Genomic DNA, 24,157 nt, shown 5'->3' on the forward strand with positions numbered 1-24,157 from the left:
AGCGCCAGTTCGGCGCAATGGCCTAAAATGTCAGCCTGCGGTGATGAAATCCGCCAGTCCCGTGCGCCCTGTCAATTGTACTGGGACGGTATATTGCCTCGAACCGGTTCGTTTGACCACACGCGCCGTCGCGGGCATTCTGCCTTCCTGAAGAATTGGAGGCATTATGCAAAGACTTGAGGGCAGGACGGTTCTGGTAACGGGGGCCGGCAGCGGCATAGGGAAGGCGAGCGCGCTGCGGATTGCTAGCGAGGGCGCCTCGGTTTTTTGTGTAGACCTCAATGGAGATGCGGTAGAGGCCACTGCGGCGCAAATCCGGAGTGCGGCAGGCGAGGCGACCGCGTGCACTGGCAACCTGGCAGACGAAAGCAGTGTTAATGAGACGGTAAAGGCGTGTATAGACCGGTATGGCAGTTTGCACGGTGTGGTGAACATGGCGGGTGTATTGCGTTTTGACGACACCGAGCAGCTGCAGGCCAATCACTGGCAAAAAGTCATCGATGTGAATCTCACTGGTACTATGTATCTCTGCCGCGCGGCCCTTCCTCATCTGGTGCAGACTCAGGGGAGCATCGTGAACGCTGCGTCTACTGCTGCATTGCAAGGCCTGCCCTGCGGTGTCGCATACTCTGCCAGTAAAGGCGGTGTATTGGCAATGACCCGGAGTATCGCTGTGGAGTATGCCAAGCGCGGCGTGCGGGCAAATTGCGTCTGTCCTGGTGATATCAACACAAATATGACAGACGGTATCGGGTTTCCTGAGACAATGGATTTTGACCTCATGCCCCGCATCATGTCTCTGACTGGCGCGAAGTCGCCAGAAGTGGTGGCAGGTGTTATTGCCATGTTGATATCGGATGATGGTATCCACATCACAGGTGAAGATATTCGGGTTGACGGCGGCACTTTGTCCTGACCGGGCCGTGGGGCAGCGTTACTGTGAGTCCGCCAGTTGTACGCGGAACAGGTGCTTGCTGTCATTCCTGCGAGTTTCTATTTCAATATGATCTCCGCTCTTGCGGGATTCCAGTGCGCTAAAGTAATCATCCTGGCTGCGAATGGGCTTGCCATTGATCGCTATAATGATGTCCGCCAGCTCAATCTCTCCGCGGCCATTGTGGAATGCACCTGCCATACCTGCTTTGTGCGCGGGTGAGCCGGGGGCAATATGGATAACGGGCACGCCCTCGATCCGGTAGCGTTTAACCCAGTAGTCGCTCGCTAATTCGATTCCTGCAGTGGGGCGCAGCACACGGCCATAGCTAATCAGTTGTGGTACCACATTGCGCACGGTATTAACCGGGATAGCGAAACCGATACCTGCGCTGGCGCCGCTAGGACTGTAGATAGCTGTGTTCACACCAACCAGCTGCCCGAGGGAGTTCAGTAGCGGCCCGCCCGAATTTCCGGGATTGATAGCGGCATCGGTCTGGATAACGCCACGAATCTTGCGGTTGCCTGCAGCGCGAATCTCCCGGCCTAGTGCACTCACAATGCCGGTTGTCAGTGTGGTGTCTAGGCCAAAAGGGTTGCCAATGGCGAGGACCTTGCGTCCCACGGTCAGCTCTGTAGAGTCCCCGAGAGGAAGCGTGATGAGGTTGTCGGGCGGTTCCTTTATTTTCAATACGGCTAGGTCTTTCTCCGGTGCCTTACCGACAATCATTGCGTCGTACCGTGACCTGTCCTGCAAGGTAACGGTCAGCTTTTGTGCACCAGCGACCACGTGGTAATTAGTGACAACCAGTCCGCTTTTGTCCCAGATAAAACCGGTGCCACTACCGCGAGGTATTTCCATAATGTCCAGGCTGAACAGCCGGCGGCGCAGTGCTGTATTGGTGACATAAACTACCGCGGGGCTTGCCTCGCGAAATATCTCCATGGTGTTGGTTTCGTCCTCAGTGGCGAAACTCAAGTAGTCTGAAGCCTGCGCGGCGGCCATTGCCGCACTGAATACAGTGAGGCAGGCAAGGATGCGGATGATTGTGTACACGCGCGCAGCCTAACTCCCGGGAAATGCAGCGATAAAGGCGTTGATGCGTTTGGCATTAGCGCCTATATCCCCCTTTCCTACGCGGGATACAGAGCGCAGGTCAAGCAGGCTGCCGCCCGGCAGCGGGCGAATCCGGATCACCACGTCATCCTTAAAAGCCATGAAACTGGTGGTATCGACGGCCTCGATAATACCCGCGCCTCGATCTTCGTGATAAATCTCCCACTCCAACTCGCGCACGACGACCAGCGCGCGATCGAAAGCCGCACTCGGTGCGAGGGAGCTCTCAAGTCCTGAAAGCTCTGGGTAAGCATCTCTTTGTTGTAGAATGCTATCGGGCTTGATAGCCAGTGTATTGCTATCCGGGCCACGCGCCTGCTCTGCCATTACAAACAACGGCGGCTCATCTGTGTCCGTGGTGATATCGTGAATAGTGGGGTAGTCACCTGCATTAAGCATGGTAATAAACAGCAGGGTTCCGGGAAAGGAAAACAGCATGTTGAGAGTGATATTGGTGCGCCAGGCAGCCATGCGTGGCATAACGAGCAGCACGATGGCAACCACTAGCAGCAAAGTACTGCCAAGGATTGCTATAGCGTAGATCAGCAGTGCAGGCTGCCAAGCGCCAGTGCGGGCAGCCAGAACGGATACGGGCAGTATTAACAACATGGCCAGTGACAGGTAGCCGGTCCAGTTGACCAGACGCGGTGCTTTACTTGATGATGATTCCATGATGATTCTCCAGTTTTCGCCAGACCGGCAGTCAATCAGAAGAATACTACTGGTCTGCCCAGCTGGCGAGTCCTTGAATGGTTCAATTGGGCAGCCCTAAGCAGTGTTTGCGCGACGGCAGTTTGAGTCATGGCGGGCCATCTGATTAACTGGCGCGCAACTATCAAGAGCCGCTGGATGCAGCGGGCATATTGCGGCTAAAACAGGAGAAATAATCACTATGGCTAGAGTAGACGGCAAAGTCGCAATTGTTACAGGGGGTGCCAGTGGTATGGGTGCAGCAGATGCCGAGGTGCTTTCTCGCGAGGGGGCCAGTGTTGTGGTTGCCGATCTTAACGAGGCCGATGGCCGCGCTGTTGCTGAGCGCGTTGGAGGTAATGCCGTATTCATGAAGCTGGATGTGACTGACGAGGCAAACTGGCAGCAGGTGATTGCCCGTACCGTGGAGAAGTTTGGCAGGCTCGACATCCTGGTAAATAATGCAGGCGTGCTCGCTGTGGGAACAGTTGTCGATACCACCCTGGAGTCCTGGCGGATGATAAATGCGGTCAACAGTGAAGGCGTTTTTCTCGGTTGCAAGCATGCTATTCCCGCGATGGTGGAATCGGGCGGCGGATCGATCATTAATATGTCCTCTGTCGCAGCAATTCATGGTCAATCATTTGTCGCTGCCTATACGGCGAGTAAGGGTGCTGTGCGGGCGCTTACAAAAAACGTTGCGATGTATTGCAAGGAGCAAAAGAACGGTGTGCGTTGTAACTCGATTCATCCGGATGGTGTTGCAACCCCGATGATTGTCAAAGTCGCAACCGGCAAGGATACGGCCAGTGAAGAAGACATTGAAAAGCTGCGGCATGTCGAGAACATCTGTGAGCCTGTAGATATCGCCAACCTTGTTCTGTATCTGGCATCTGATGAGTCGCGTTATGTGACTGGCGCTGAGATGTTGGTAGACAACGGCTCTACCATTACGCCGCCTGTTGGCGTGTAGCAGGTTCGCTACGATGGAGAAATGGATCTATCCACTTTGGAAGCGCTCCGGTCAGACGGCTGATGAACTGCGCGACACCCTGTTGGCTGAGCTCTCTCCCAAATTGACCTCCCGGATCGACGTCCACGGACTGCGTATCTGTGTGGCCGATAGTGCGGTCTCTGCGGCCAGCGGAAGGCGCATGGAATCCTGCACACCCGTGCCGGACGCTATGCTGTCGCTATGGGTTGATTTCCGCGGTGTGGCCCCGGCTTGGGAAGCGCTGGTCGATCAATATGTGGCGCGTAAAACCGCCTATCTCGTGGCAGAAGCGGAGCCTTTGGTCAGCCAACTGCGTCATCCGTCGCAATCGGGCGAGCGGGTTTATGGTATGTGTCAGGTGGTGTTCCTGTCCTCACCGGCGGATATGGAGCGGGAAGATTTTCTCGCGACCTGGAAAGACAGCCACACGCAAGTGGCAATTGATACCCAGTCGACATTCGGCTATCGCCAAAATCTGGTGGTGAGAAGGCAAGAGGGTGACGCACGCCACTGTGACGCCATCGTAGAGGAAAATTTTCCTCCCGAAGCTATGAAAGATGACCATATATTTTATGCGACAGGGGGTGATAAAGATCTGCTGAAGCAGCACATGCAGGCAATGATGGATAGTTGCACGCGCTTTATTGACTTCGCGAAAATCGATGTAATTCCGATGAGTGAGTACCTCATGGAGCCCCTGCTAGAGGTCCGTTGACGCGATCGTTAGGTGACTAATGATTGACGATGTCGGTGTCGTCGTCTTTGCCCCAGAGAATGTGCTCATCTTTCTCTTGCGTGATGAGACGCATGAAAACGGCCATGAACAGTATCGGCACGATAACGAACAGCATGAGGAAAATAGCAGTAACTTCTAATAATAGGCTAAACATTTTTAGCTCCTGAATATCCGAAAGTGGATATGCGTCGATTTCAGGAACAAGGTTAATGCTGGTCGGTTGCTTTTTCTATCCGCCTAACGATCTAAACGGAAGTTTACTTTAGATGTTGTGCAGACGGCTGCGATGTGTGCTCACTGTGTCGACTGCGAATCGCGCGCCAGGGTGCGTGTTGAGTCAGCTGGCGTGATGCGGCGGAACCGGCTTACTGTCGGCCCGCTTGCAATGCTGTGATCCTGTCGTTGAGAGGCGGGTGGGAACGAAAAAGCCCGCTGAGGCCTTCCTTCAATTGCTCGCTAATACCGAACGCCGTCAGTTCTCCGGGTAAATCCTGCGGTTGATCCTGTTCCATTTGCAGACGCTGCAAGGCTGCGATCATATCGCCCGGCGAGGCTAGAGTGGCACCCGCGTAATCTGCCCGGTATTCCCGCCAGCGGGAAAACCAGAACACAATGGCGCTGGCCAGCACACTGAGAACCATTTGCGCGACAATAGTCACCACAAAGTAGCCGATACCGTAGCCCCGCTCATTGCGAAACACCAGCCGGTCGACCGTATGGCCAATAACACGCGCAAGAAAGAGCACAAACGTATTCACTACACCCTGTATCAGGGTGAGTGTCACCATATCGCCGTTGGCCACGTGGCCAATTTCATGCGCCAGGACAGCCCGCACCTCGGCGGGCTTGAAGCGTTGCAGCAGGCCGACACTCACGGCGACCAACGCGCCGTTGCGATTCCAGCCGGTGGCAAACGCATTGGCTGAGTCGGAGGGAAATATCCCGACTTCAGGCATACCTATTTGCGCCTCATCCGCAAGGGCTTTTACGGTATCTATCAGCCATTGTTCGTCTGTGTTGTCTGGGGTTTCGATAATACGAGTGCCGGTCCCGCGCTTTGCCATCCACTTCGACAGGAACAGCGAAATTAGCGAGCCGCCGAAGCCAAACAGCGCGCACATGATGAGCAGCGCCCCCAGGTTGAGGTCCACGCCGTTCTCCGCCAGGATGCCCTGTAGCCCCAGCAGGTTGAAAACAATGCCAACCAGCACAAGAACAGCGACATTGGTGGCAAGAAACAAAAGTATTCGCATGACGTAATCCCTCTGGACCTCCTGTCAGTCTAATGGCGCGGTAGCCTTCAATGGTTCCCGCTTACAATAAACTCGCGATCAGGCGTCGGCCGCGCTGGCGGCTGCTTCCTCAGCCGGTGTCTCCCGCGTTACGCCCTCCTCGCCGCTGGCTGTGTCTTCGCCCGACTCGTCTGGCAGCAGCGTATCACTGGGTTGAACTACTGGCTCACCCCGATCATTTATGGCCGCGGCGAGCACCTCCCCGCGCAGTTCAATATCCTTTGAGCTCAGCTCGAACAGCGTATTGATGGCTTCGTCTTCGTGAGAAGAGTGCAGCACCCTGCGGGGGTCTGTGCCATCCACCCAGTGCTTCTTTTTGCCCCAGTAATGGCCCAACTGGTTACGCACAACAAATACATTTAAATCAGCCATAAATAGGGAGTGTCCTCGTGAAAGCTGGGCGAGAGTGTAAACAACCCGACGGCTCGAATCCAGTTGCAGTTTCAGCCGAGAAGTATGTCCTTGGCGCGGTTAATCTGTGCTGCGAGGTAGTCATTGCCTCCCCGGTCAGGGTGCAGTTTCTGGATCAACTTGCGGTGTGCATCGACGATTTCCGGCTCGCCGGCATCATCCTCCAAGCCCAGAACAGCGAGTGCTTCCTTGCGGTCCATGGGTTGCGCGGAAGGGCTTTGTCCTCCAGGCGGGTTATCAAAGGGCGCCTCGCCTGGAAATTTCTGCTCCAGATAGCTAGACAAAAGGCGCGCTGAGTCGGCATCTTCTGCCTGACAGTAGCGATAGAACTCCTCGAGTTGCTCGCGCTTCATTTCCGCGAGCCGCCAGTCCTTGAATGCGCCCTGCAGTATCTCCCCCTGCAGCTCTCCGCTATCGTGATCAAGGTGCATGCGCAACAGCGGCGTTTCCACAGTGGAACTTTGGCCAGCGCCGAGTGCCCCTTTACCCCTGAGGCCCGCGAGCATGGGGAAAAAACGCATCAGCAGTGGCAGCGCCTGGCGGGCGGTCACGAGCAGGGCAGTGATAGCAGCCCCCACCCAGTGCAGACGCCCGGTCAAGGCGAGGATCGCTGTAGCGAAAAGGGCGACCCCGAGGCCAAGTTTGAAATACTCGCTCCTGCGCTTATGCGGAGGTAGGGCTTGCACCCGGCGGACCAGCAGGTAGACAACGGCGACTACCGCCATTAGCAGTATCAATCGGGGCACAGCATTTCTCAGTGGTTCAGTTGGCGAAGGAGTAGTTTAGCACTGTCACCCTCAAGCGTTTCAAGTGCAGTGCGACCGCCCCTTGCATAGCTTGCTACCGCACCCAGCAGGCCAGCCAGTATTTCTGCACTGTGTGCATCGAACCGTCCCCAGGCGCCACCACTGAGTCGAGCCATGCTTTGCAGACACTGTTCGACCGCGCTGTCATGACCTTCCTGAAACAGGAACAGGGGAAGTTTTAGCAGACCACACTGGCCTGCGAGTTCGCACAAGGTGTCTGGATTTTCCTCGAGGGCGTCACCAATAAACGCCAGAGCCTGCACCGGCATGCGGTTATGCTCCTGCAGAGCGTGGCGCAGAAGTCTGGCGATCTGTGTATGCCCACCTTCGCATTGTACCGTGCCCATGAGACGCGCCAGTGCATCGCTGTCCGTTAACCACCGGCTGGCCTGAAGCTCTCCGAAACCTCGATAGTAGCAAAGCTGCACGGCGAGAGAGTTGATTTTGCCACTGGCTCGGAACATCGACTGCTGCAGGTGGCTGGCGCGGTCCCAGGTGGGCTGACGTGAGGCGGTAGCGTCGATGGCGAAAATAAGCCGGGGCTGTCGTTCCACGAATTCAGTGATGTCCCTGCTTTTTTGCAGGAACTGTGCAATGTCCCCTGAGGTCGACCGGCGAGCGGGTGGTTTAGCCATACAGTATCAGTTCGCTAGGGTTTCAGGCGGTTGACTGTTGGTCGATTTTGCTAATTTTTTGCATATCATTGAGATCGTGACAGCGCTCGCGTAATTCTGCAATTATCTCTGACAGCTCGTCCAGGCTCAACTGGTCTGCCGCAGGAGTTTCAGCCAGTTGCCAGAGCTTGCGGCTGGAGAGTTCCTTCGGGTTGATCCGGGTTATATTCATTGGCGTTTCTCACACATTTCTTCTCGCTCGGGATTATAGTCCAGATGGGGATGTGGGATATGCCCCGTTCATGTTAATTCTCCAGTAGCACCCGTGTTATGCGATTCAGTTCTCTTTGCTGGCAAAGGGGAAGGGGGCCTCGCCCGTGAAGATGGGCCCAGTGAGCTCGGGGGCGTCGTCGCCTGTCCAGGCGGGCAGTTCGAAGCGGGCAGTATACCGAATGGCAGGGGGGGTCTCGAAGTCCCTCGTGCAGTCTTCCAGCGCCTTGTAGACTACCGTGACGGCTTTAGCATCCATACGCGCCAGTCCGTAGCCGTTGGTGGTGGTGTCCATGTACTGCAGACCCGTGTTGGCGGGGTTTGGACCCAGCCAGCGCGCCAGCGCCTGAGAACTGCTGCGGCTGTACGTCATACCAGCCAGAACGCCCTGCAGCATGGTGATATGCCAGACCGGTTCCAGCTCCTGCCCGTCTTCACGGTACACCAGACGAGAGAATTCCCCATGGTCACCTCGGGCAGCTTCGACAATATCGCTGAAAACAGGTGATGAGGCAATCCCTCCAATGGTGAAATCAACCGCGACGGGCGGAGTATTGGGCTCGCTGGCCGAGCGGTTTATCGTGCCGGCGGCATGCAGGTGGTGATCGCCAGAAAATGAAACGATTCCGCTAATACCGCGCGCCTCAACTTGATCCATCAGGATCATTTGCTCGTGGGGGTATCCCGCCCATCCATCGATATTGATAATCGAGTCCTCATAATCCAGGAAGGGTAGCGAAGAGGTATCCAGTCGCATCGGAATCAGGGGCATGGCGTTGCCCCACAGCTTCCAGGTGGCCGTCGAGCCGGCTAGCGTGTCCAGCAGCCACTCTCGCTGCTGTCGCCCCAGCATACTGCCCGGAGCCCGGTCGCGAGCGGCATTGGCTGTGTTGCCGTCGCCATAGGGCAGAGTCGCGGGGGGATTGCCGCCATTGTAGGCAGCGCCTTCATCGGCAAGGGCAACCAGCTTTACCGTATCCATCGGCAGTCCAAGGGACTTGCTGAGGCCCGTGGGGAGGCATGCGGGGCTGCGGTAGCTGCGGCCGTCGGTAAGCAGGATGTCGACGTGTTTGCCCCAATTGAGTTTGCGATAAATACACAGACTGTCGACCGCAGCCGCATTGCGCTGACTGTTGTCACCCGTGCTCACGTCTTCTGGTATGAAATCGTATGCAGGCTGTCCCTTTAGCTCTGACAGCACTGTGGGTATGTACTCGAACCAGGCCTGATTGGCGTCCTGTTTACGCCGGGGTTCGAGCAGGGCCTTATCCGCATAGGTTGAGTAGGCCTGAAAGGCGTTATTGGCGAACTCGTGGTCGTCCCACGTGCAGATAAACGGCCAGTTGGCGCGCGCATCCTGTAGGTGTGGATCGTCGAGATAGGTGCGGTAAAGGTGGCGGTAATCGGCGAGCGATATGGCATAGCGGTTTTCATCCGTGGTCACCCCGTCCGGGAACGGGGGCAGAGTGCGCGACTGCGGGCTGCCGTCGATGCGAGTGTGCCAGCAGCGTTCGTAGATAAAATCGCCAAGGTGTAATATGAACTGCAGACGTTGTCCCTCGGGCAGAGCTCGATCGTCCTCCAGCATGCGCGCCCATCCGCCGTAAAAGGCCTGTTCAAAATTTTGGCAGCTGGTAAAGCCAAAGTTGACCGGCGTCGCGTCATCGGGGTCGGGTGCTGTGCGTGTCCGCCCGACGCGGGAGGCGCTGCCCTCAGCCCCGAGAAAGCGATAGTAGTAGTGTTTCCCCGGGGAGAGACCATCGACGTAGGCTCGCACAGTAAAGTCGGTCTCGGGTTTGGCCTGCAGCACCTCCTCCATGAGGGGCGTCTCGGTGAATGTTTTATCGGTGCTGAGCTGCAGTAATAGGTTTACAGGCGAGCCAGTGTCACCCTGCGGCTGCGCCCTTGTCCACAGCATGATACCGTCCGGTTGTGGGTCGCCGGAGGCGACCCCCTGGGGAAAAGCCAGCCGATGGAGGTTAACGCCTGTAGCGGGATGGTTCGAGGCCCGTGCGCCCACGGATAAAAAAAACGTGCTGCTGGCGAGCAGCTTTAGCATGTGTCGGCGGTTCAGTGTCATGGCGTATTACAGTTATTCGATGATGATTGCGTACTGTAGCGAATTTATCGCTATACTGGGAACCTATGAGCCTCTTTGATTTACGAAAAAAACACGCGATGCCCTCGCCCGATACGGCCCTGCCCGGCAGGCCGGAGTCGATGCCGGTGTCGGAAGCTCACTTTGTTAATGGAAATCCGCTGCGCGGCCCCTTTCCTGCGCATCTGGAGCAGGCCATATTCGGCATGGGTTGCTTCTGGGGAGTAGAGCGCAAATTTTGGCCAGTGGAAGGCGTCTTCACCACGGCCGCCGGGTACGCTGCGGGTCTGACGCCCAACCCGTCCTATCAGGAGGTGTGTGGCGGGTACACAGGCCACAACGAGGTGGTGTTAGTGGTGTTCGATCCTGCGAAGGTGGCTTACGAAGAGCTGCTGAAACTGTTCTGGGAGGGCCACGACCCCACGCAGGGTATGCGTCAGGGCAATGATATGGGCACGCAGTATCGTTCGGGTATTTATACCTCTGACGAAACGCAGGTGTCAGCGGCAACGGTATCCCGAGACGCCTACCAGTTAATGTTGCAAGAGGCAGGCTTTGGGATGATTACGACGGAGATTATTCCAGCCGCCGAATTTTACTATGCGGAAGACTATCATCAGCAATATCTGGCAAAAAACCCCGGAGGCTATTGTGGCCTCGGTGGCACAGGGGTGAGCTGTTCCGCTACTGACGGAGCGTAAAGTACGACAGGTCAATGGATGAACGATGCGGCTGCCTGAATGTGGTAGGCTAAAAAAAAGGCCGGACTGACATTGTCAGACCGGCCTTTTTAATTGTGTCGTCTTACCAGGTATAGGCAGCTTCGATACCGTAAGTCCGTGGCGTGTTATAAATGGTGCCCGCCGTTTCGGTCACGTCAACCAAGGGTGTGCCTCCCTCTACATAGCGGTCATCAGTGAGATTGTTGCCATAGGCGGTTACACGCCAGTTCATCTCAGGTGATGTCCAGGTCAAACGAGCGGTGACGTCTTCCTGGTTGACCTTGTAAATGCCCGACTGACAGCTGGACACGTCGAAGCAGTTGTCAAGGTTCGTGCGGTATGACCACGACACCATGGGTACTACGTCGCCATATTCAGTTGCGAAAGTGTACTGCACTGCAAGGAAATAAATACTGTCAGGCAGTCGCGGCAGGTCCTCATCTGAGCGATCAACCGGGCAGCTGTTCACAGTACTGAGACCGACCGGGATGTTGGTGCATCCGTCCGGGACCGGAGCACCATCTACAGCCGCAAAGATACGTTCGTCCTCATACTTATCGATATCACTATCGTTAAAGGTGACGTTTGCCGTAATCTGCAAGTTCTCCACCGGAAGCACGATAGCTTCGAACTCAACGCCTGCAATCCAGGATGATTCCGCATTGATCAGAGCTCCAGCAATGCGACCCGTTTCCGGATTAATCCTCACGGTGGTCAACTGGCGATCCTCGTAGTCGTTATAGAACAGGGCAGAGTTCAACCGCAGTTTGTTGTCCCATGCTTCCATTTTGAAGCCGATTTCATAGTTCCAGACCTCTTCTGGATCGTAGTTCTCTATCAAGTTGGTCGCGACATTGGTCGTGTCAGTAATGCCTCCTGAGAGGTAGCCGTTAGCGATGGTAAAGTACAATGTTCCGGAATCCATGAATCCTATGGCGTCAAAATTGCGCTGGATACTCGCCATGGGGGTGACCTTGGAATCATCGTATTTCTGCGTCTGATTGCCCAGTGGATCTGGCTGACCATCGGGTCCCGTAGCGTAGGCAAAACCGTGATCGGGGTTGAAGCTATCCGGGCCGCTGGGGAATTCAAAAAACGTTTCATTGATTGCAGATACGCCAGCATCTCCTGTCTTGGCCAGCGTGGAAACGTCAACAGGTCGAAATCTGCGCGTGAGTTTTTTCTCCTCCCAGGTGTATCGCGCGCCGAGCGTTAAGCGCCAGTACTCATTAAAATTCCAGTCTGCCTGGCTATAAAAAGACAGCGACGAGTTCTTGGTCAAAAGCTCTGTCGTGGCGTTCTGGTAAAAAGCGAGGTTCGGATCACCAAGCGATCCAAAGAAGGGGCCAGATGGCGAGGCGGCTGTGCCTTTATCGGTTTCTTCATGGAACCCGAAGGTGCCCACCACGTAGTCCAGTTTGTCCTCAAACGCGGTACCTGCAAATTGGAACTCCTGACTGTAGCTGTCAGTATTGCGTTTTTCGGTGCTATTCCATTTGTAGTTGGTCCTTCCCAGCAATGCTATGCTGATTGCATCGAGCTCATTGACTTCGCCGCCCTCGGTATTGCGCGCGGACGAGATGCTTTTGAACGTGCCGTAGTCACCGACCTCCCAGTCGACAGTGAGCGCCAGCGTGTTGACTTCGGCTTGATACTTGTTGGGTGTCAGGTTGGTCATGATCTTGTCTTTTCCGAGACGCTGGTTATCCCGGCACCAATCCTTGATGGTCTGCCCGGTCGATGGCTCGATAATAAATGGGTCCTGCAGAGCAGCCTGCCAGCCGGCACCCTCAATGCCTTCAACGACCTCACAGTTCTGGCCGCGGGATTTCTGATCGGTTTTGGCGTAGTTGTAGTTCAGGTCGAGAAGCAGAGTGTCGCTGGCTACCCAACGCAACTGGGCCTGGCCACCGTAGCGCTCAACATCGTTGTAATCCTCTCCGTCGGTAAATCCGGGGTAGTTGCCGGTGGCCTGTGCGGGCAAGCCATCTGGAATCTTGCTTTTGACGTAACCGTCGCGGTTGGTGCTAAAAACTGAGAAGCGCGACATCAGAGTGTCGCCGATGATGGGAATATTGAGGGTGCCCTTGCCATCCATTTGATTGTAGTTGCCGACCCGGCCTTCTACGTGCCCGCCAAATTCCTCATTGGGTTTGTTGGTGGCATAGAGGATAGCGCCGCCGGTGGTATTTTTGCCGAATAGGGTGCCCTGAGGCCCGCGCAACACCTGAATAGATTGAATGTCGACATTGTCCAGGATCGCACCATCCGCACGGGGGACATACACACCGTCAACGTAGATGCCAACGCCAGAATCGAAGTTGACGCCCGTATTGCGCGCACCAACGCCACGAATAAACACGTTCCCGGCGCCGGTGGTGCCATTACCGGCATACATATCAACGTTGGGGACGACTCGGGTCAGGTCGGTAATATTGTTTAACCCCAGCTCCTCCAAAGTTTGATTGTTGAATGCAGATATCGCCACGGGTGTCTCCTGCAGCGACTCCTCACGTTTCCGCGCGGTGACAACAACTTCTTCCAGGACCGACTGGCCTAGTGCAATGCTGGGGGCAAAACCTGCCGTGCCGGCGGCGATTATGGCTGACAGCTGAAATGCGATAGTGGTGTTTTTTGTGGACATTTTGTACCTCTCAAGATTCAGCGCGATTGGACCAGGGGTGTCCTGCTCGCTGTCATCAACGATGTAGAGCTCATTATTCTATTGTGAGCGTGCTCCGACGTCGGATCCTCGCTAGAGGAAAAACTAGCACCATGCGCTATCGAAAGCTATACCCAACCCGGGTTTCTTCCTGTACCTGTGATAAAACAAACCCGGGGTTTAGATTTTTGCATTGGCTATCTTACGGCCGCCTGCAGACGACTCCGGGTTGCCCCTGCTGATTTAAAATAGCCTACCAATCAGATAGTTGATGGCATTCTCCACGCGCAAGATGCGTGGTCCCAGAGAGACGACTTCGCAGCCTGCATTGCTTAAGCTGGTCACCTCGTATGGAATAAAGCCGCCCTCTGGGCCAACGATCAGTGAGGTCTGCTTTTCGATATGTCGAGGGCAGGGGGGGGTATTGCCTGGATGTGCCAGTAACGCCCTTTCGCCAGTTATCAGCGCGGGCAGGGTATCCTCGACAAAGGGTTTAAAACGTGGATGGCAATGCACCAGAGGCAGTATGGTGTCGCGTGATTGTTCCAGTCCCTGCAGCAGGAGCTCCCGCATGGTCTCACTGTTCAGCACCGGGCTTTGCCAATAGCTTTTTTCTACGCGGTAGCTGTTTATCAGGTGCAGTTCGGCCACGCCGATCTCGGCTACAGTGCGCAGGATGCGGCGCAACATTTTAGGTCGGGGAAGGGCGACAATAAGGCGCAGGGGCAATTTTTCTGGTGGCGAGTGTTGCAGTGAGATGGCCAGAGTTGCGCGGTCTGCTGTGATATTCAGAAGCTTCCCCTCCCCGGTCAAACCGCCGATCTCGCCCACGCGTAGCGTGTCGCCAGCATGTGCACGGTGCACTTTTTGAAGGTGTTCGAGACGACGGCCTTGAATTACGATTTTGTTTGCGTCCAGTCGATCATCGTTGCAGAACAGGAGTAAATTCAAGCTGCCCTCAACCCACCCACAGGTCATATTCATCGGTGGCGGTGACTTCGGCTTCTACAAGGTCTCCCGGAGAGAGCCCATTGACCCCGGGTAGGTAAACCTTACCATCAATCTCCGGCGCATCGGCGCTGGAGCGGCCCACCGCGCCCGAGGCATCGGTCTCATCGATTAAAATTTCAATGGTTTTGCCAATCTTGTTCTGCAATTTGGCGGCGCTGATCTGTTGCTGTAGTGCCATAAAACGGTCCCAGCGCTCTTGCTTGATTTCTTCAGCAACATGGCCAGCAAGTAGATTAGCCCGTGCTCCCTTCACAGGCGAATAACGGAAACAGCCGACACGATCCAGTTGTGCTGCGCGCACAAAATCCAGCAGTATTTCAAAATCATCTTCTGTCTCACCGGGAAAGCCAACGATAAAGGTGCTGCGCAACGTGATGTCAGGGCAAATGTCACGCCATGTTTCAATGCGTTTCAGTGCTTTTTCTGCCGCGGCGGGCCGTTGCATCTGCTTGAGGATAGCGGGGCTGCCATGCTGCAGGGGTACGTCCAGATAGGGGAGTATTTTACCCTCGGCCATAAGCGGTATGAGCTTGTCTACATGTGGGTAAGGGTAGACATAGTGCAGGCGAACCCATACACCCAACTCTCCTAGCACTTCGCACAGTTCTTGCATGCGGGTTTTCAGCGGACGACCATTCCAGAATCCGGTGCGGTATTGGGTATCGACACCATAGGCACTGGTGTCCTGAGAAATCACTAGCAGTTCACGCACGCCTGCGCGAACGAGGCGTTCCGCTTCATCCATAACATCCCCGATGGGTCTGCTCACGAGGTCTCCACGCATATCCGGAATGATGCAAAAACTGCAGCGATGATTGCAACCCTCGGAAATTTTCAAATAGGCATAGTGTCGCGGGGTCAGCTTGATACCCTGTGGCGGCACAAGATCAATAAAGGGTTTGTAGTCTTGGCTTTGAGGCGCCCATTGATGCACTGCGCCCACCACTTCCTCATAAGCCGCCGGGCCTGATACGTTAAGCACCTTGGGATGCAGTTTTTTTATCGTGTTCGCATCGTCGCCTTTGCCCATGCACCCCGTGACAATGACCCGCCCGTTCTCGCTAATAGCCTCTCCAATGGCCTCCAGCGATTCCTGCTTGGCACTGTCGATAAAGCCACAGGTATTGACGACTACGACATCGGCGTTTTCATAGGTAGGGACGATGTCGTAGCCGTCGGTCTTGAGTTGCGTGAGGATACGCTCCGAGTCAACCAGAGCCTTGGGGCAACCCAGGCTGACGAAGCCGACACGTTTTTGTTCGGTTTTATTCATAATGAGCCCAGTGACGGTTCGGGTTGAGTCTGTCCCGCGTTGCTCAGCGTGGTGCCTTGCTAATGTTGTAGGCCCGCTGAAGGGCGAGGATGATACCCGATGCAGCGGTGAGAATCAGTGCCAATCGTCAAAAGCGCAGATCACAGCGCTGCCCCCGAGTCCGAGCTTTTCGTTCGCTCGCTAATCTGGGCCCGAGCGGGTTTAGAATCGGTACCTTGCCATTATTTGGAATTGGGTTGCAGTCCCTTCTTCGTCATCTTGGTTCTCCCGCTGGCCCCAAAGGTATTCGCCGCCTAGGTCAATACGGGGAATAGGTGACCAGATCAGATTTGCAGAGAAGCGCAAGGTCCGTTTGTAGGCTTCACTATCAACAAAGTCCGGATTGTCCACCTCCACCGCGCCGAAGGTAAAGTTAGAGCGCAACTGGTTAATGCCCCACCAGTGCTGCCAGGACACATACCCCGCTGTAACATAGAACAGTTCGAGCTTGTTTTCTTCGTTGAAGATGCCGTCGTAGTTTCCGATGCTGGACAGATCATTCACATAGCGCCCGATGCCGTTCCCGGTATTTATTTGAAACAACAGCTTATCCCTGTCATCGAAGTAGGGCGTAGCGATGTTGCCGCTGAGTGACACCCCCCAGGCATACTCTGTGCGGACTTCACTCTCTGTGTTGGATTTACTGGTAGAGGTTACGGTTTGGCCGCGTATTTCGCGCCCAAGTAGTGACAGTTTAGTATGCAGATTGTAAAGATCGATTCGTCCCGCCACGATCAGATCCGGTTTGCGCGTGACACCGGAGCCGTTCTGAATTCTCGGGTCGGGGTCCTCCAGAGCAAGCTGTAATTCATACTGCTCACCAAATCGGGGCATAAAGCGCAGTTGTGCCTGTCGCACGTTGATACGACCGTTGAGACCCTCGAAGTCGATTTCCTCGGGGGAGGCGTCCGGGTCCATGAAAGTCGACCAGGTTTTACCGGTGACAACCCGTGCCCACTGGCCAAAGGCGTGCCGCAGGCGGAAGGTCTCATCTTCGCCGGCAAAGTCACCCTCGATAAAAGCGCGCATGATGCCGTATTCGGTGGGCTGTCGGAGGTCGAAATTAATGCGCGACTGGTCGGCTGTGACGCTGCTTTGCGCTTCGTCGGTGCTTTCCTTTGCAACACCCACCGGGATAGACCCCACGATAAATCTATCGTTTATTGCAAGGGCGTCGTTATTGTATACCGCTGATGTTTTCACATAGCCGCCGATGCGCAGCGCTGCACTGGTGCCGGGAAGGCGCCAAGCGCCGGTGAAGTCTGCAAGCAGGTCTCGTGTAGGGTCGTCCGCCTGTGCCTGGGCGACCTCGGTGCCGGTTTTTTCGGCGCGCTTTCGGTCTTTGAGTTCTTTTTGGGTCTCTGTCGCGGTTGTTCCGTCGAGGCCCGGGTCGACCGGTTTTTCCTCCTCGGTGTTGGCAGCTACCCGCAGTGTGCTGTCTTCCTCGATGGGAGGGGACTCCTGAAGCAGGTCCAGTTCGTTAACAAGCGTCGCAATTTGTTGCCGCTGGCTCTCCAGTTGGCGTTGATGTGCAGCGATGGTCGTTTTCGCCTCATCGCGGGTGACCATTGCGGGAGCCGAGCGCAGGGTCTGCACCTCTTCGCTGAGCGCGGCGATTTGTCGAGCCTGAGCTTCCAGCAGTTCCCGCTGGGCGACCAGTTCGTCCGCCTGTCGTTGGAAAAGAACGATCAGGTCGCTGATTGCAATTGGGGTGTCCTGCTTGGCTGAATCCGCTGCCGGGGTAACTGCGGTGGCGGAGCCCCCTGCATTGCCTGCGACCTGCACCTCGGCAGTAACTGACGAAGTGTCTGCCCTGGCAATAGACGCCGACGTGAGCAGCAGGGCAGCGATACAGGCACCTTTAACCGTTATGGGCTTTTTTCTGTAATCGGCGCTTGGCATAGCTTTGTCAGAAGGGCTGAATCTCCTCGGCACCGTAGAATTTTACATCCATCGCCTTGGGCGGGTGTGCGCCAATGGCGCCCTGGAATTCTGCCATATGAGGCGTTGCCATGTGTGCCTGGAGTGCCTCAACGGTTTCCCACTTTTCGGTGATTCGCAGTGTATTCGGGTCAGACACCTCAACGCTGAATGTGTAGTCGAGGCATCCGTCCTCCTGACGACTGGCTTTTTCCATCACGCCGATGGCGTCTTTCAATGCACTGATGTCGTCCGCTGACGTGCTCACAATGGCGTTGACTACAACCATCTCAGGCTCCCTGTTCGATAAGTTATTGAGGCGAATGTCACTACGGGTTAATGTACCGCAATCCCCTTAGCTTTCCCAGCAGAGCCAGAGAACAATCAGCGTGCGGTCGCTAGCGCTGTCGTTGCCGCCTGCGCCAGTCCCAGGGCGGGACGGGGTCCGGTTGTGCCCAAAGGCCGCGACTCTGTGCGCGCGCCTGATCCTGCGCTACGCGCAGTGGGTGTTCATCGGGGGCATAGTAGGCATACCACCAGGCATGGCCGGCCGTCACCATGGCCCGGTTGATATTGGTAGAACCTCGGTAGAGTGTCCCCACCTTGCGTCCGTAACTGTCCGTTTCCACGACCACGACACCGACGTGTTTTCCGTCTACCAGGTCTGCCAGTGCGGCTCCCGCTAAACTTCCGTGGGGTTGGTCTCGCTCCGGTGTGTCAATACCAAAGAGACGTACCTTGTGTTGCTTATTGTTTCCATCCAGCACGGAGACTGTGTCGCCGTCGGCCACTCTGACAACCCGGCCGCGGATATCGAATGCTGGCGGCGGCAGGCCCTCCCGGTTGGCGCCCAGCGTTTCGGCGAGGTCCGCTGCTTTGCGCCAGACCTTGTCCGGGTCGGACAGCTGCCGTGTGAGGTGAGTCTCGACGTAGCGCAGCAGGTCGGATGGCCAGCTGACGCTGCCGTTTTCCTGATACTGCAGTGCGCTGAAACCGACAGCCAGGATGAGCATAGTGACCACGCCGCGTCGGGAACGGCGGACAGTCTGTTTACCGGTGTGCTTTCGTTTTCTGGTCAAGGCAATCGACACGTTAGGGCAGGGAATAGTCTGTTGGTAAGCAACAGGGCCGAGAGCAAGCTACCACGATCGGTCTTCGCGCGACAGGTTTGACTTGGCGGTATGACCCGAAGTGGAGAGTGCCAGAGGGCTAAAGTCGGTGCAAATGAGCAAGCTCGGTGCAGAGTCGGCGCGATCCGGCCTCGTAATATGTGCAGCCATTGCAGAGACTGATCTTAGACGTATGGAGCTCGCGCCACTGCAGTGTAATCTGCGAACAGCCGAACAGCCGAACAGCCGAACAGCCGAACAGCCGAACAGCCGAACAGCCGAACAGCCGAACAGCCGAACAGCCGAACACACGGTAAGCCGGAATGCGCGCGGTGACTGATGGTGCACAGCGCTGATCGGCCCCGGCCTGTGATAGGGTACTGACTGCCAGCTACTTTGCTGTCGATAAGAGCTGTCACGTCGGCCCCGAGGAGATTTAGCGCAATGTCAATGGCGCAGTTTGTCATAGAGCCACAGGCGTTGATTGCCGGTGTTGAATGCGTGGTATTTGATTGCCGTTTTATCCTCGGGGATCCCGATGCGGGAGAAGGTCTCTACCGCCAGGGCCACGTCCCGGGCGCGCACTATCTGAATCTTGAACGTGACCTCTCGGGAAACGTGGCGCAGCATGGTGGACGCCATCCTTTGCCCGATCCGGCGACATTTGCCGCACGGCTGGCGCGCGCCGGAGTCACTCGGGAGACCGCCGTTGTTGCCTATGATGATTCCCGGCAGGCGTTTGCCTGCCGTCTGTGGTGGCTGATGCGTGCGGCTGGCTACCGGCCACCCCGCCTGCTCAATGGTGGCTACCAGGCGTATTTACAGGCAGGTGGGGAAGTCGTCACGCTTGAATCTGTTGCGGTTGCGGCCCCTGTAGAACAGATCAGCGGGTTTGCGCAAAGTTGCGACATTGCAGGTGTGCGGACAGCGCAGGGGTACGGTGCCCTGCTCATTGATTCCCGGGAACCTGCACGGTACTGCGGCGAGGAAGAGCCCATCGATCCTGTGGCCGGGCATATTCCTGGCGCGCGCAACAGACCTTGGCAGGCCGTCACGGACGATTGTGGCCGGCTGCTCGATTTGGATCACCAGCGGGCCCATTGGGGCGACATGCTGGACGCAGAGAACCTTCTCGTCTATTGCGGCTCAGGCGTGACTGCTTGCGTGAACCTTTTTTCGCTGGCTGTGCTGGGCCGGCACGACGCGTTACTCTATGCCGGTAGCTGGAGTGATTGGTGCAGTTACCTGTCTGACGCTGGGTCGCCATAGGCGTGTCGCTGAAAATTCAGAGGAGATTCCGTTGAGTAAACTCAAGCACGAGGCAGAGCTGGTGGCTCACGCATTGAAGGTGGGCGCCGTCTACGCAAAAAAGCGGGGCGTAGGGGAGTTCGATACGGTGGATTCCCAAAAAGACAAGATTACCTACCTCTACCGTTTACTGGTGCATGACAAACTGATTCAGCCGCTGGCAAAAGGTCAGGAAACTGAGCCTCTTATGAAGCACAAGCTGGCACTGTGGATGTCGCGACAGTTGCCGGAGGGCCACGCCTTATTGCAGTAATTTACTGCCTTGTGCTGCGCGTTCCCGGACAGGCGGTGCGAACGACGTGGCTCAAAAACCAGGAGGGCAACAGCCTTTCATCAGCTTGCCGCTGGCAGGGTGCTCAAATTCCAGCGAGCTGGCGTGCAGCATCAGTCGATCTGCCATGCCCAAGGCCTGGTCGTGGGCGTAGAGGTCGCAGCCGAGGATCGGGTGTCCCAGTTGCGCCAGATGAATACGCAGTTGGTGGGAGCGGCCGGTGACCGGTTTCAGCAGCAGACGGGTACCATGGTCCATGCGCTCCAGCACTTCGAATCGAGTGAGTGCCTGTTTGCCCCGCTCGTGGCAGATTTTCTGTCGCGGTCTATTGGACCAGTCCGGCGCGATTGGCAGATCGATTTCTCCCCCGTCCTGCCTGACAGCACCGAACACGATGGCGTGGTAGTCCTTCTTTACGGTGCGCTGCTGGAATTGCCTGCTGATGTGTCCATGGGTCGGTTTGTTCAAGGGAATGACCATGATGCCCGAGGTGTCGAGATCTAGCCGATGCACGATACTGGCAGAGGGGTAATCCTGTCGCAGGCGCGCGATAAGGCAGTCTTTGTTTTTTGGATGGCGCCCTGGAATGGTCAGCAGCAAGTCCGGCTTGCGCACCAGCAACAGGTCCCGGTCGGCGTAGAGAATGTCGATTGCCTCGGAGCTATGAGGTACAAGGTAGGGCTCTGACGGTTGCAAGAAAGTCTCTCCGCGGCAGTTGAGGCGTCAGCCGGCTCGGGCGCTATACTACCGCTCCTACTCATTGCTTAAAACCGGCTTATGACCGCATTGCGAAATTTGCAGCGACATTTGGCTGGCATTATTCCCGGCGCTCGTCTCGAACCTACAGTGCTGCCTGGCTGTCCGGAAATCTGTCTTTATCTGTTAAATGCCGACTACCCGCAGGAGGCGCTGGCGGCATCAACGGTGCAGCGTGTGATGGATAACCCACTTTACTGGACATTCTGCTGGGCTTCGGGCCAGGTGCTGGGCGCGCACCTACTGCGTCACCCCGAGCGCGTAGCAGACAGGCGAGTGCTTGATTTTGGCTGTGGCAGCGGGGTTGTCTCCATTGCGGCCGCCCTCGCCGGTGCCGGCGAGGTTATCGCCTGTGATCATGACCCGTTCGCACTGGCGGTGACCGAGCGCAACGCAGCGCTAAACGGGGTCCGGGTGCAGTTGGCATCTGACTTCGATTCGCTGGCTGGTCCGATAGAGCTGATCACCGCTGCAGATGTCTTGTATGACAGGGAAAACCTGCCATGGCTCACGCGTTTTCTGCGGCGTGCTGATGAGGTGCTGGTGGCGGATTCCCGTTTGCAGAGTTTTAACTATCCGGCCTATTCCGAGATAGCCCGGCAAGTCAGTCTTACCGTGCCTGACCTGGACGAATCGCCAGAGTTTCGCGAGGTGCGTGTGTATTTATCCCACTAGTTCGGGGTATTTCACGCCAATCCCTGTATGGTCTGCAGCCGCGTAATTTTGTACACTGTTTGCCACGCTAACCCGGCCGGAACCTCCGTATGAATCCGAATTACCTCGACTTTGAGCAGCCTATTGCCGAGCTGGAAGTCAAGATAGAGGAGTTGCGCTTGGTTGGCTCGGACAACGAAATCAACATCGGCTCCGAGATTGAGACCCTGCGCAACAAAAGCACCCGGCTGACGGAGAAAATTTACTCCAATCTGAGTGCGTGGGATATTGTCAAAGTGGCGCGTCACCCAAGGCGCCCCTATACCCTCGACTACATCGAGCGGATTTTCACTGAGTTTGACGAGTTACATGGAGATCGACATTTCGGTGATGACAAGGCCATTGTGGGCGGCTTGGCACGCATCGACGACCAGCCCGTCATGGTAATCGGCCAGGAAAAAGGCCGTGCCGTAAAAGACAAGGTTTACCGTAATTTTGGTATGCCCAAGCCGGAGGGTTACCGCAAGGCCATGCGCCTGATGGAAATGGCCGAGCGTTACAAGATGCCTGTTATTACATTGATCGATACACCCGGAGCCTATCCCGGTATTGATTCTGAGGAGAGGGGCATCAGTGAGTCTATCGCCCAGAACCTTGCGGTAATGTCTCGTCTTGCGACGCCTATCATCTGCATTGTGATCGGTGAGGGAAGCTCTGGCGGTGCACTGGGCATCGGTGTGGGTGATCACCTCGTTATGCTGCAGTACTCCACGTACTTTGTGATCTCTCCGGAGGGCTGCGCCAATATTATCTGGAAGGACACCGAGCACGCTGCGGAGGCAGCCGAAGCCATGGGAGTCACATCCACAACGTTGCAGGAGCTGGGCATTGTCGATGCCACGATTGAGGAGCCCTTGGGGGGTGCTCATCGGGATCCCGACCTGATGGCCCAGCGCATAAAGGATCACCTGCTGACCCAGCTGGACATCCTGCAGGGCCTGCCGCAGGAAGACCTGCTGGCGAAGCGTTTCCAGCGGTTGATGTCCTACGGCAATTGAGCCGGGTTTGATTCACTCAAGTGAACTTGATATCGCGCTTTCTGAGCTGTCCGAGGCGCCACGCTGGCTCGTTGGCTACAGCGGCGGTGTCGATTCCACGGTGCTGCTGCACCTCCTGAAGCACTGGTGCACGCTGCACCCGGGCGCCCCTGCGCTGGCTGCACTGCATGTAAACCATGGTTTGCAGTGTGAAGCGGATGGCTGGCAGCAGCATTGTGCCGAGGTCTGTGATGTGCTGGAGGTACCCCTGATCACTTGCTCGGTTCAGGTGCCGGCACGCGGCAGCGAGGCGAATGCGAGGGAGGCGCGTTACGGCGTGTTCTCGGCCAATCTGCAGCCGGGTGACGTGTTGTTCCTTGCTCATCACCTCGATGACCAGGTTGAGACTTTCTTCCTGCGCTTGATGCGAGGCGCGGGCGTTGAAGGTCTCGCCGGGATGCCACGGCAGCGTCAACTGGGCGCGGGTCAGCTTTGCCGCCCCCTGCTGGGCGTTAGTCGAGAAAATATCGAGGCTTACGCCTGCCGGCACAATCTGGCGTTTGTGACGGATCCCTCCAACAGTGGTGCTGCTGATCGCAGTTTCCTGCGGCAACAGGTGCTGCCCCTGCTGTCTGAGCGCTGGCCGGCATACCGCACATCCGTTGCTCGTGCCGCGGGTCATATGCAGGCAGTGGCGGCGCTCTTGCCCGATGCGCCAACAACCGTATTCAGTGCCCTCGGGGATCCCGGGATCGGGTTGGCCGAGCTGCAGGAAATGGGGCAGGGGCCAGCCCGGTGCATACGCGCCTGGTTGCGTGCCCAGGGCTTGCAGGCACCAGATCAGTCGCAGTTGCAGGAATTCCTGCGGCAATTGTCCGAAAAAGCACAGGATGCGCACCCGCGCCTGGATTGCGGCGATTATGTTCTGGCCTGCTTCGGCGATGCCGTCTACCGGGTACCCGGCTTTGGCGTTTCAGCGCCAACGCAGCCGATAGCGTTAGTGCCGGGTGAACCTTGCGAGGTGCCTGGTGTAGGGACAGTTAGTTTGGAGCCCGCTGCCGGCGAGGGGCTTTTTGTCGTGCCAGGTGAGCGGTTGAATCTTGGCTGGCGCGCAGGTGGGGAGCAGTGCCGTCTATGCCGGAGAGAGGGAACGCGGTCACTCAAGCGCGTTCTGCAGGATGCGCGCATTCCGCACTGGTGGCGAGACCGAGTGCCTTTACTGTACCGCGACGAGGAGCTGCTCGCCGTCGGCGATTTCGCGTTGTGCTTGTCCTCGCGCTACCGGGAGAGTGCGGCAGGGGGTGAACCTCTCTGGCAAATGCGCTGGCGGCGCCCGGTAACAGCTTCTTCCGATTGAGCTGCACGGGCCTTTCTGTTAACCTAATTTCCCATCTTTTACCATAAGGGCGTAAGCACCTTCGGGTCGCTAACGCA

General features: G+C 56.6%; 25 protein-coding genes. 9 read left to right on the plus strand and 16 right to left on the minus strand.

Annotated elements, in window-relative coordinates; genetic code table 11:
* Positions 1-166 precede the first annotated feature (166 nt).
* Positions 167-916 (plus strand): SDR family NAD(P)-dependent oxidoreductase, encoded by a 750-nt coding sequence (locus EYC82_RS00445; protein WP_279247583.1) that lies wholly within the window; start codon positions 167-169, stop codon positions 914-916.
* Between the two features lie 18 nt (positions 917-934).
* Here the strand turns inward: EYC82_RS00445 and EYC82_RS00450 are convergent, their stop codons facing one another.
* Positions 935-1,939, minus strand: coding sequence for a S1C family serine protease (locus tag EYC82_RS00450; RefSeq protein ID WP_279250628.1), 1,005 nt, complete (start codon positions 1,937-1,939; stop codon positions 935-937).
* A gap of 60 nt (positions 1,940-1,999) precedes the next feature.
* A complete protein-coding gene (locus EYC82_RS00455; protein WP_279247584.1) occupies positions 2,000-2,722 on the minus strand; it encodes a DUF1499 domain-containing protein in 723 nt (240 codons plus the stop codon).
* A 220-nt stretch (positions 2,723-2,942) separates the two neighbouring features.
* Between EYC82_RS00455 and EYC82_RS00460 the strand changes: the two genes are divergently transcribed.
* Both EYC82_RS00460 and EYC82_RS00465 read left to right on the plus strand, forming a co-directional pair.
* Positions 2,943-3,713: a glucose 1-dehydrogenase gene (locus EYC82_RS00460; RefSeq protein ID WP_279247585.1), complete on the plus strand. Its 771-nt coding sequence runs from the start codon at positions 2,943-2,945 to the stop codon at positions 3,711-3,713.
* 13 nt (positions 3,714-3,726) lie between these two features.
* The gene (locus tag EYC82_RS00465; RefSeq protein WP_279247586.1) at positions 3,727-4,449 is read left to right on the plus strand and encodes an EthD domain-containing protein; all 723 of its coding nucleotides are present in this window, start codon (positions 3,727-3,729) and stop codon (positions 4,447-4,449) included.
* A gap of 16 nt (positions 4,450-4,465) precedes the next feature.
* On the opposite strand, the gene EYC82_RS00470 is transcribed toward EYC82_RS00465, so the two are convergent.
* The 7 genes from EYC82_RS00470 to EYC82_RS00500 form a co-directional block, all read right to left on the minus strand.
* A complete protein-coding gene (locus EYC82_RS00470) occupies positions 4,466-4,624 on the minus strand; it encodes a hypothetical protein (protein WP_279247587.1) in 159 nt (52 codons plus the stop codon).
* 211 nt (positions 4,625-4,835) lie between these two features.
* A complete protein-coding gene (gene htpX, locus EYC82_RS00475) occupies positions 4,836-5,723 on the minus strand; it encodes a protease HtpX (protein ID WP_279247588.1) in 888 nt (295 codons plus the stop codon).
* 78 nt (positions 5,724-5,801) lie between these two features.
* Positions 5,802-6,134, minus strand: coding sequence for a hypothetical protein (locus EYC82_RS00480; RefSeq protein ID WP_279247589.1), 333 nt, complete (start codon positions 6,132-6,134; stop codon positions 5,802-5,804).
* Positions 6,135-6,205: 71 nt separating this feature from the next.
* On the minus strand, positions 6,206-6,919 hold the full coding sequence (locus tag EYC82_RS00485; protein ID WP_279247590.1) for a J domain-containing protein: 714 nt from the start codon (positions 6,917-6,919) through the stop codon (positions 6,206-6,208).
* 8 nt (positions 6,920-6,927) lie between these two features.
* A complete protein-coding gene (locus EYC82_RS00490) occupies positions 6,928-7,614 on the minus strand; it encodes a VWA domain-containing protein (protein ID WP_279247591.1) in 687 nt (228 codons plus the stop codon).
* Between the two features lie 22 nt (positions 7,615-7,636).
* Positions 7,637-7,825 carry a hypothetical protein gene (locus EYC82_RS00495; protein ID WP_279247592.1) on the minus strand — a complete coding sequence of 63 codons (189 nt, stop codon included), beginning with the start codon at positions 7,823-7,825 and terminating at the stop codon, positions 7,637-7,639.
* Positions 7,826-7,930: 105 nt separating this feature from the next.
* Positions 7,931-9,943, minus strand: coding sequence for an alkaline phosphatase D family protein (locus EYC82_RS00500; protein ID WP_279247593.1), 2,013 nt, complete (start codon positions 9,941-9,943; stop codon positions 7,931-7,933).
* A gap of 65 nt (positions 9,944-10,008) precedes the next feature.
* Between EYC82_RS00500 and msrA the strand changes: the two genes are divergently transcribed.
* On the plus strand, positions 10,009-10,662 hold the full coding sequence (gene msrA, locus EYC82_RS00505; RefSeq protein WP_279247594.1) for a peptide-methionine (S)-S-oxide reductase MsrA: 654 nt from the start codon (positions 10,009-10,011) through the stop codon (positions 10,660-10,662).
* Between the two features lie 103 nt (positions 10,663-10,765).
* Here the strand turns inward: msrA and EYC82_RS00510 are convergent, their stop codons facing one another.
* The 6 genes from EYC82_RS00510 to EYC82_RS00535 form a co-directional block, all read right to left on the minus strand.
* Entirely contained in the window at positions 10,766-13,327 is a 2,562-nt protein-coding gene (locus EYC82_RS00510; RefSeq protein WP_279247595.1) for a TonB-dependent receptor, read from the minus strand.
* Between the two features lie 261 nt (positions 13,328-13,588).
* Positions 13,589-14,296, minus strand: coding sequence for a 16S rRNA (uracil(1498)-N(3))-methyltransferase (locus EYC82_RS00515; protein ID WP_279247596.1), 708 nt, complete (start codon positions 14,294-14,296; stop codon positions 13,589-13,591).
* Between the two features lie 7 nt (positions 14,297-14,303).
* The gene (gene rimO / locus EYC82_RS00520) at positions 14,304-15,629 is read right to left on the minus strand and encodes a 30S ribosomal protein S12 methylthiotransferase RimO (RefSeq protein ID WP_279247597.1); all 1,326 of its coding nucleotides are present in this window, start codon (positions 15,627-15,629) and stop codon (positions 14,304-14,306) included.
* A gap of 201 nt (positions 15,630-15,830) precedes the next feature.
* Positions 15,831-17,570, minus strand: a complete 1,740-nt coding sequence (locus tag EYC82_RS00525; RefSeq protein ID WP_279247598.1) for a DcaP family trimeric outer membrane transporter — start codon at positions 17,568-17,570, stop codon at positions 15,831-15,833.
* A 7-nt stretch (positions 17,571-17,577) separates the two neighbouring features.
* Positions 17,578-17,877, minus strand: coding sequence for a putative quinol monooxygenase (locus EYC82_RS00530; RefSeq protein ID WP_279247599.1), 300 nt, complete (start codon positions 17,875-17,877; stop codon positions 17,578-17,580).
* Between the two features lie 109 nt (positions 17,878-17,986).
* Positions 17,987-18,601, minus strand: coding sequence for a thermonuclease family protein (locus EYC82_RS00535; RefSeq protein WP_279247600.1), 615 nt, complete (start codon positions 18,599-18,601; stop codon positions 17,987-17,989).
* A 540-nt stretch (positions 18,602-19,141) separates the two neighbouring features.
* Between EYC82_RS00535 and EYC82_RS00540 the strand changes: the two genes are divergently transcribed.
* Both EYC82_RS00540 and EYC82_RS00545 read left to right on the plus strand, forming a co-directional pair.
* The gene (locus tag EYC82_RS00540) at positions 19,142-19,966 is read left to right on the plus strand and encodes a sulfurtransferase (RefSeq protein WP_279247601.1); all 825 of its coding nucleotides are present in this window, start codon (positions 19,142-19,144) and stop codon (positions 19,964-19,966) included.
* Positions 19,967-19,997: 31 nt separating this feature from the next.
* Positions 19,998-20,258 carry a DUF5062 family protein gene (locus tag EYC82_RS00545; protein ID WP_279247602.1) on the plus strand — a complete coding sequence of 87 codons (261 nt, stop codon included), beginning with the start codon at positions 19,998-20,000 and terminating at the stop codon, positions 20,256-20,258.
* Between the two features lie 51 nt (positions 20,259-20,309).
* Here the strand turns inward: EYC82_RS00545 and EYC82_RS00550 are convergent, their stop codons facing one another.
* Positions 20,310-20,972 (minus strand): pseudouridine synthase, encoded by a 663-nt coding sequence (locus EYC82_RS00550; RefSeq protein WP_279247603.1) that lies wholly within the window; start codon positions 20,970-20,972, stop codon positions 20,310-20,312.
* Positions 20,973-21,053: 81 nt separating this feature from the next.
* Between EYC82_RS00550 and EYC82_RS00555 the strand changes: the two genes are divergently transcribed.
* The 3 genes from EYC82_RS00555 to tilS all read left to right on the plus strand — a co-directional run bounded on the left by EYC82_RS00555 (position 21,054) and on the right by tilS (position 24,080).
* Positions 21,054-21,707 carry a class I SAM-dependent methyltransferase gene (locus tag EYC82_RS00555; protein WP_279247604.1) on the plus strand — a complete coding sequence of 218 codons (654 nt, stop codon included), beginning with the start codon at positions 21,054-21,056 and terminating at the stop codon, positions 21,705-21,707.
* 89 nt (positions 21,708-21,796) lie between these two features.
* Positions 21,797-22,744 carry an acetyl-CoA carboxylase carboxyltransferase subunit alpha gene (locus EYC82_RS00560; protein WP_279247605.1) on the plus strand — a complete coding sequence of 316 codons (948 nt, stop codon included), beginning with the start codon at positions 21,797-21,799 and terminating at the stop codon, positions 22,742-22,744.
* Positions 22,745-22,751: 7 nt separating this feature from the next.
* Positions 22,752-24,080: a tRNA lysidine(34) synthetase TilS gene (tilS, locus tag EYC82_RS00565; protein ID WP_279247606.1), complete on the plus strand. Its 1,329-nt coding sequence runs from the start codon at positions 22,752-22,754 to the stop codon at positions 24,078-24,080.
* Positions 24,081-24,157 lie beyond the last annotated feature (77 nt).

This window comes from Candidatus Marimicrobium litorale (assembly GCF_026262645.1).
Lineage (GTDB): Bacteria > Pseudomonadota > Gammaproteobacteria > Pseudomonadales > Halieaceae > Marimicrobium > Marimicrobium litorale.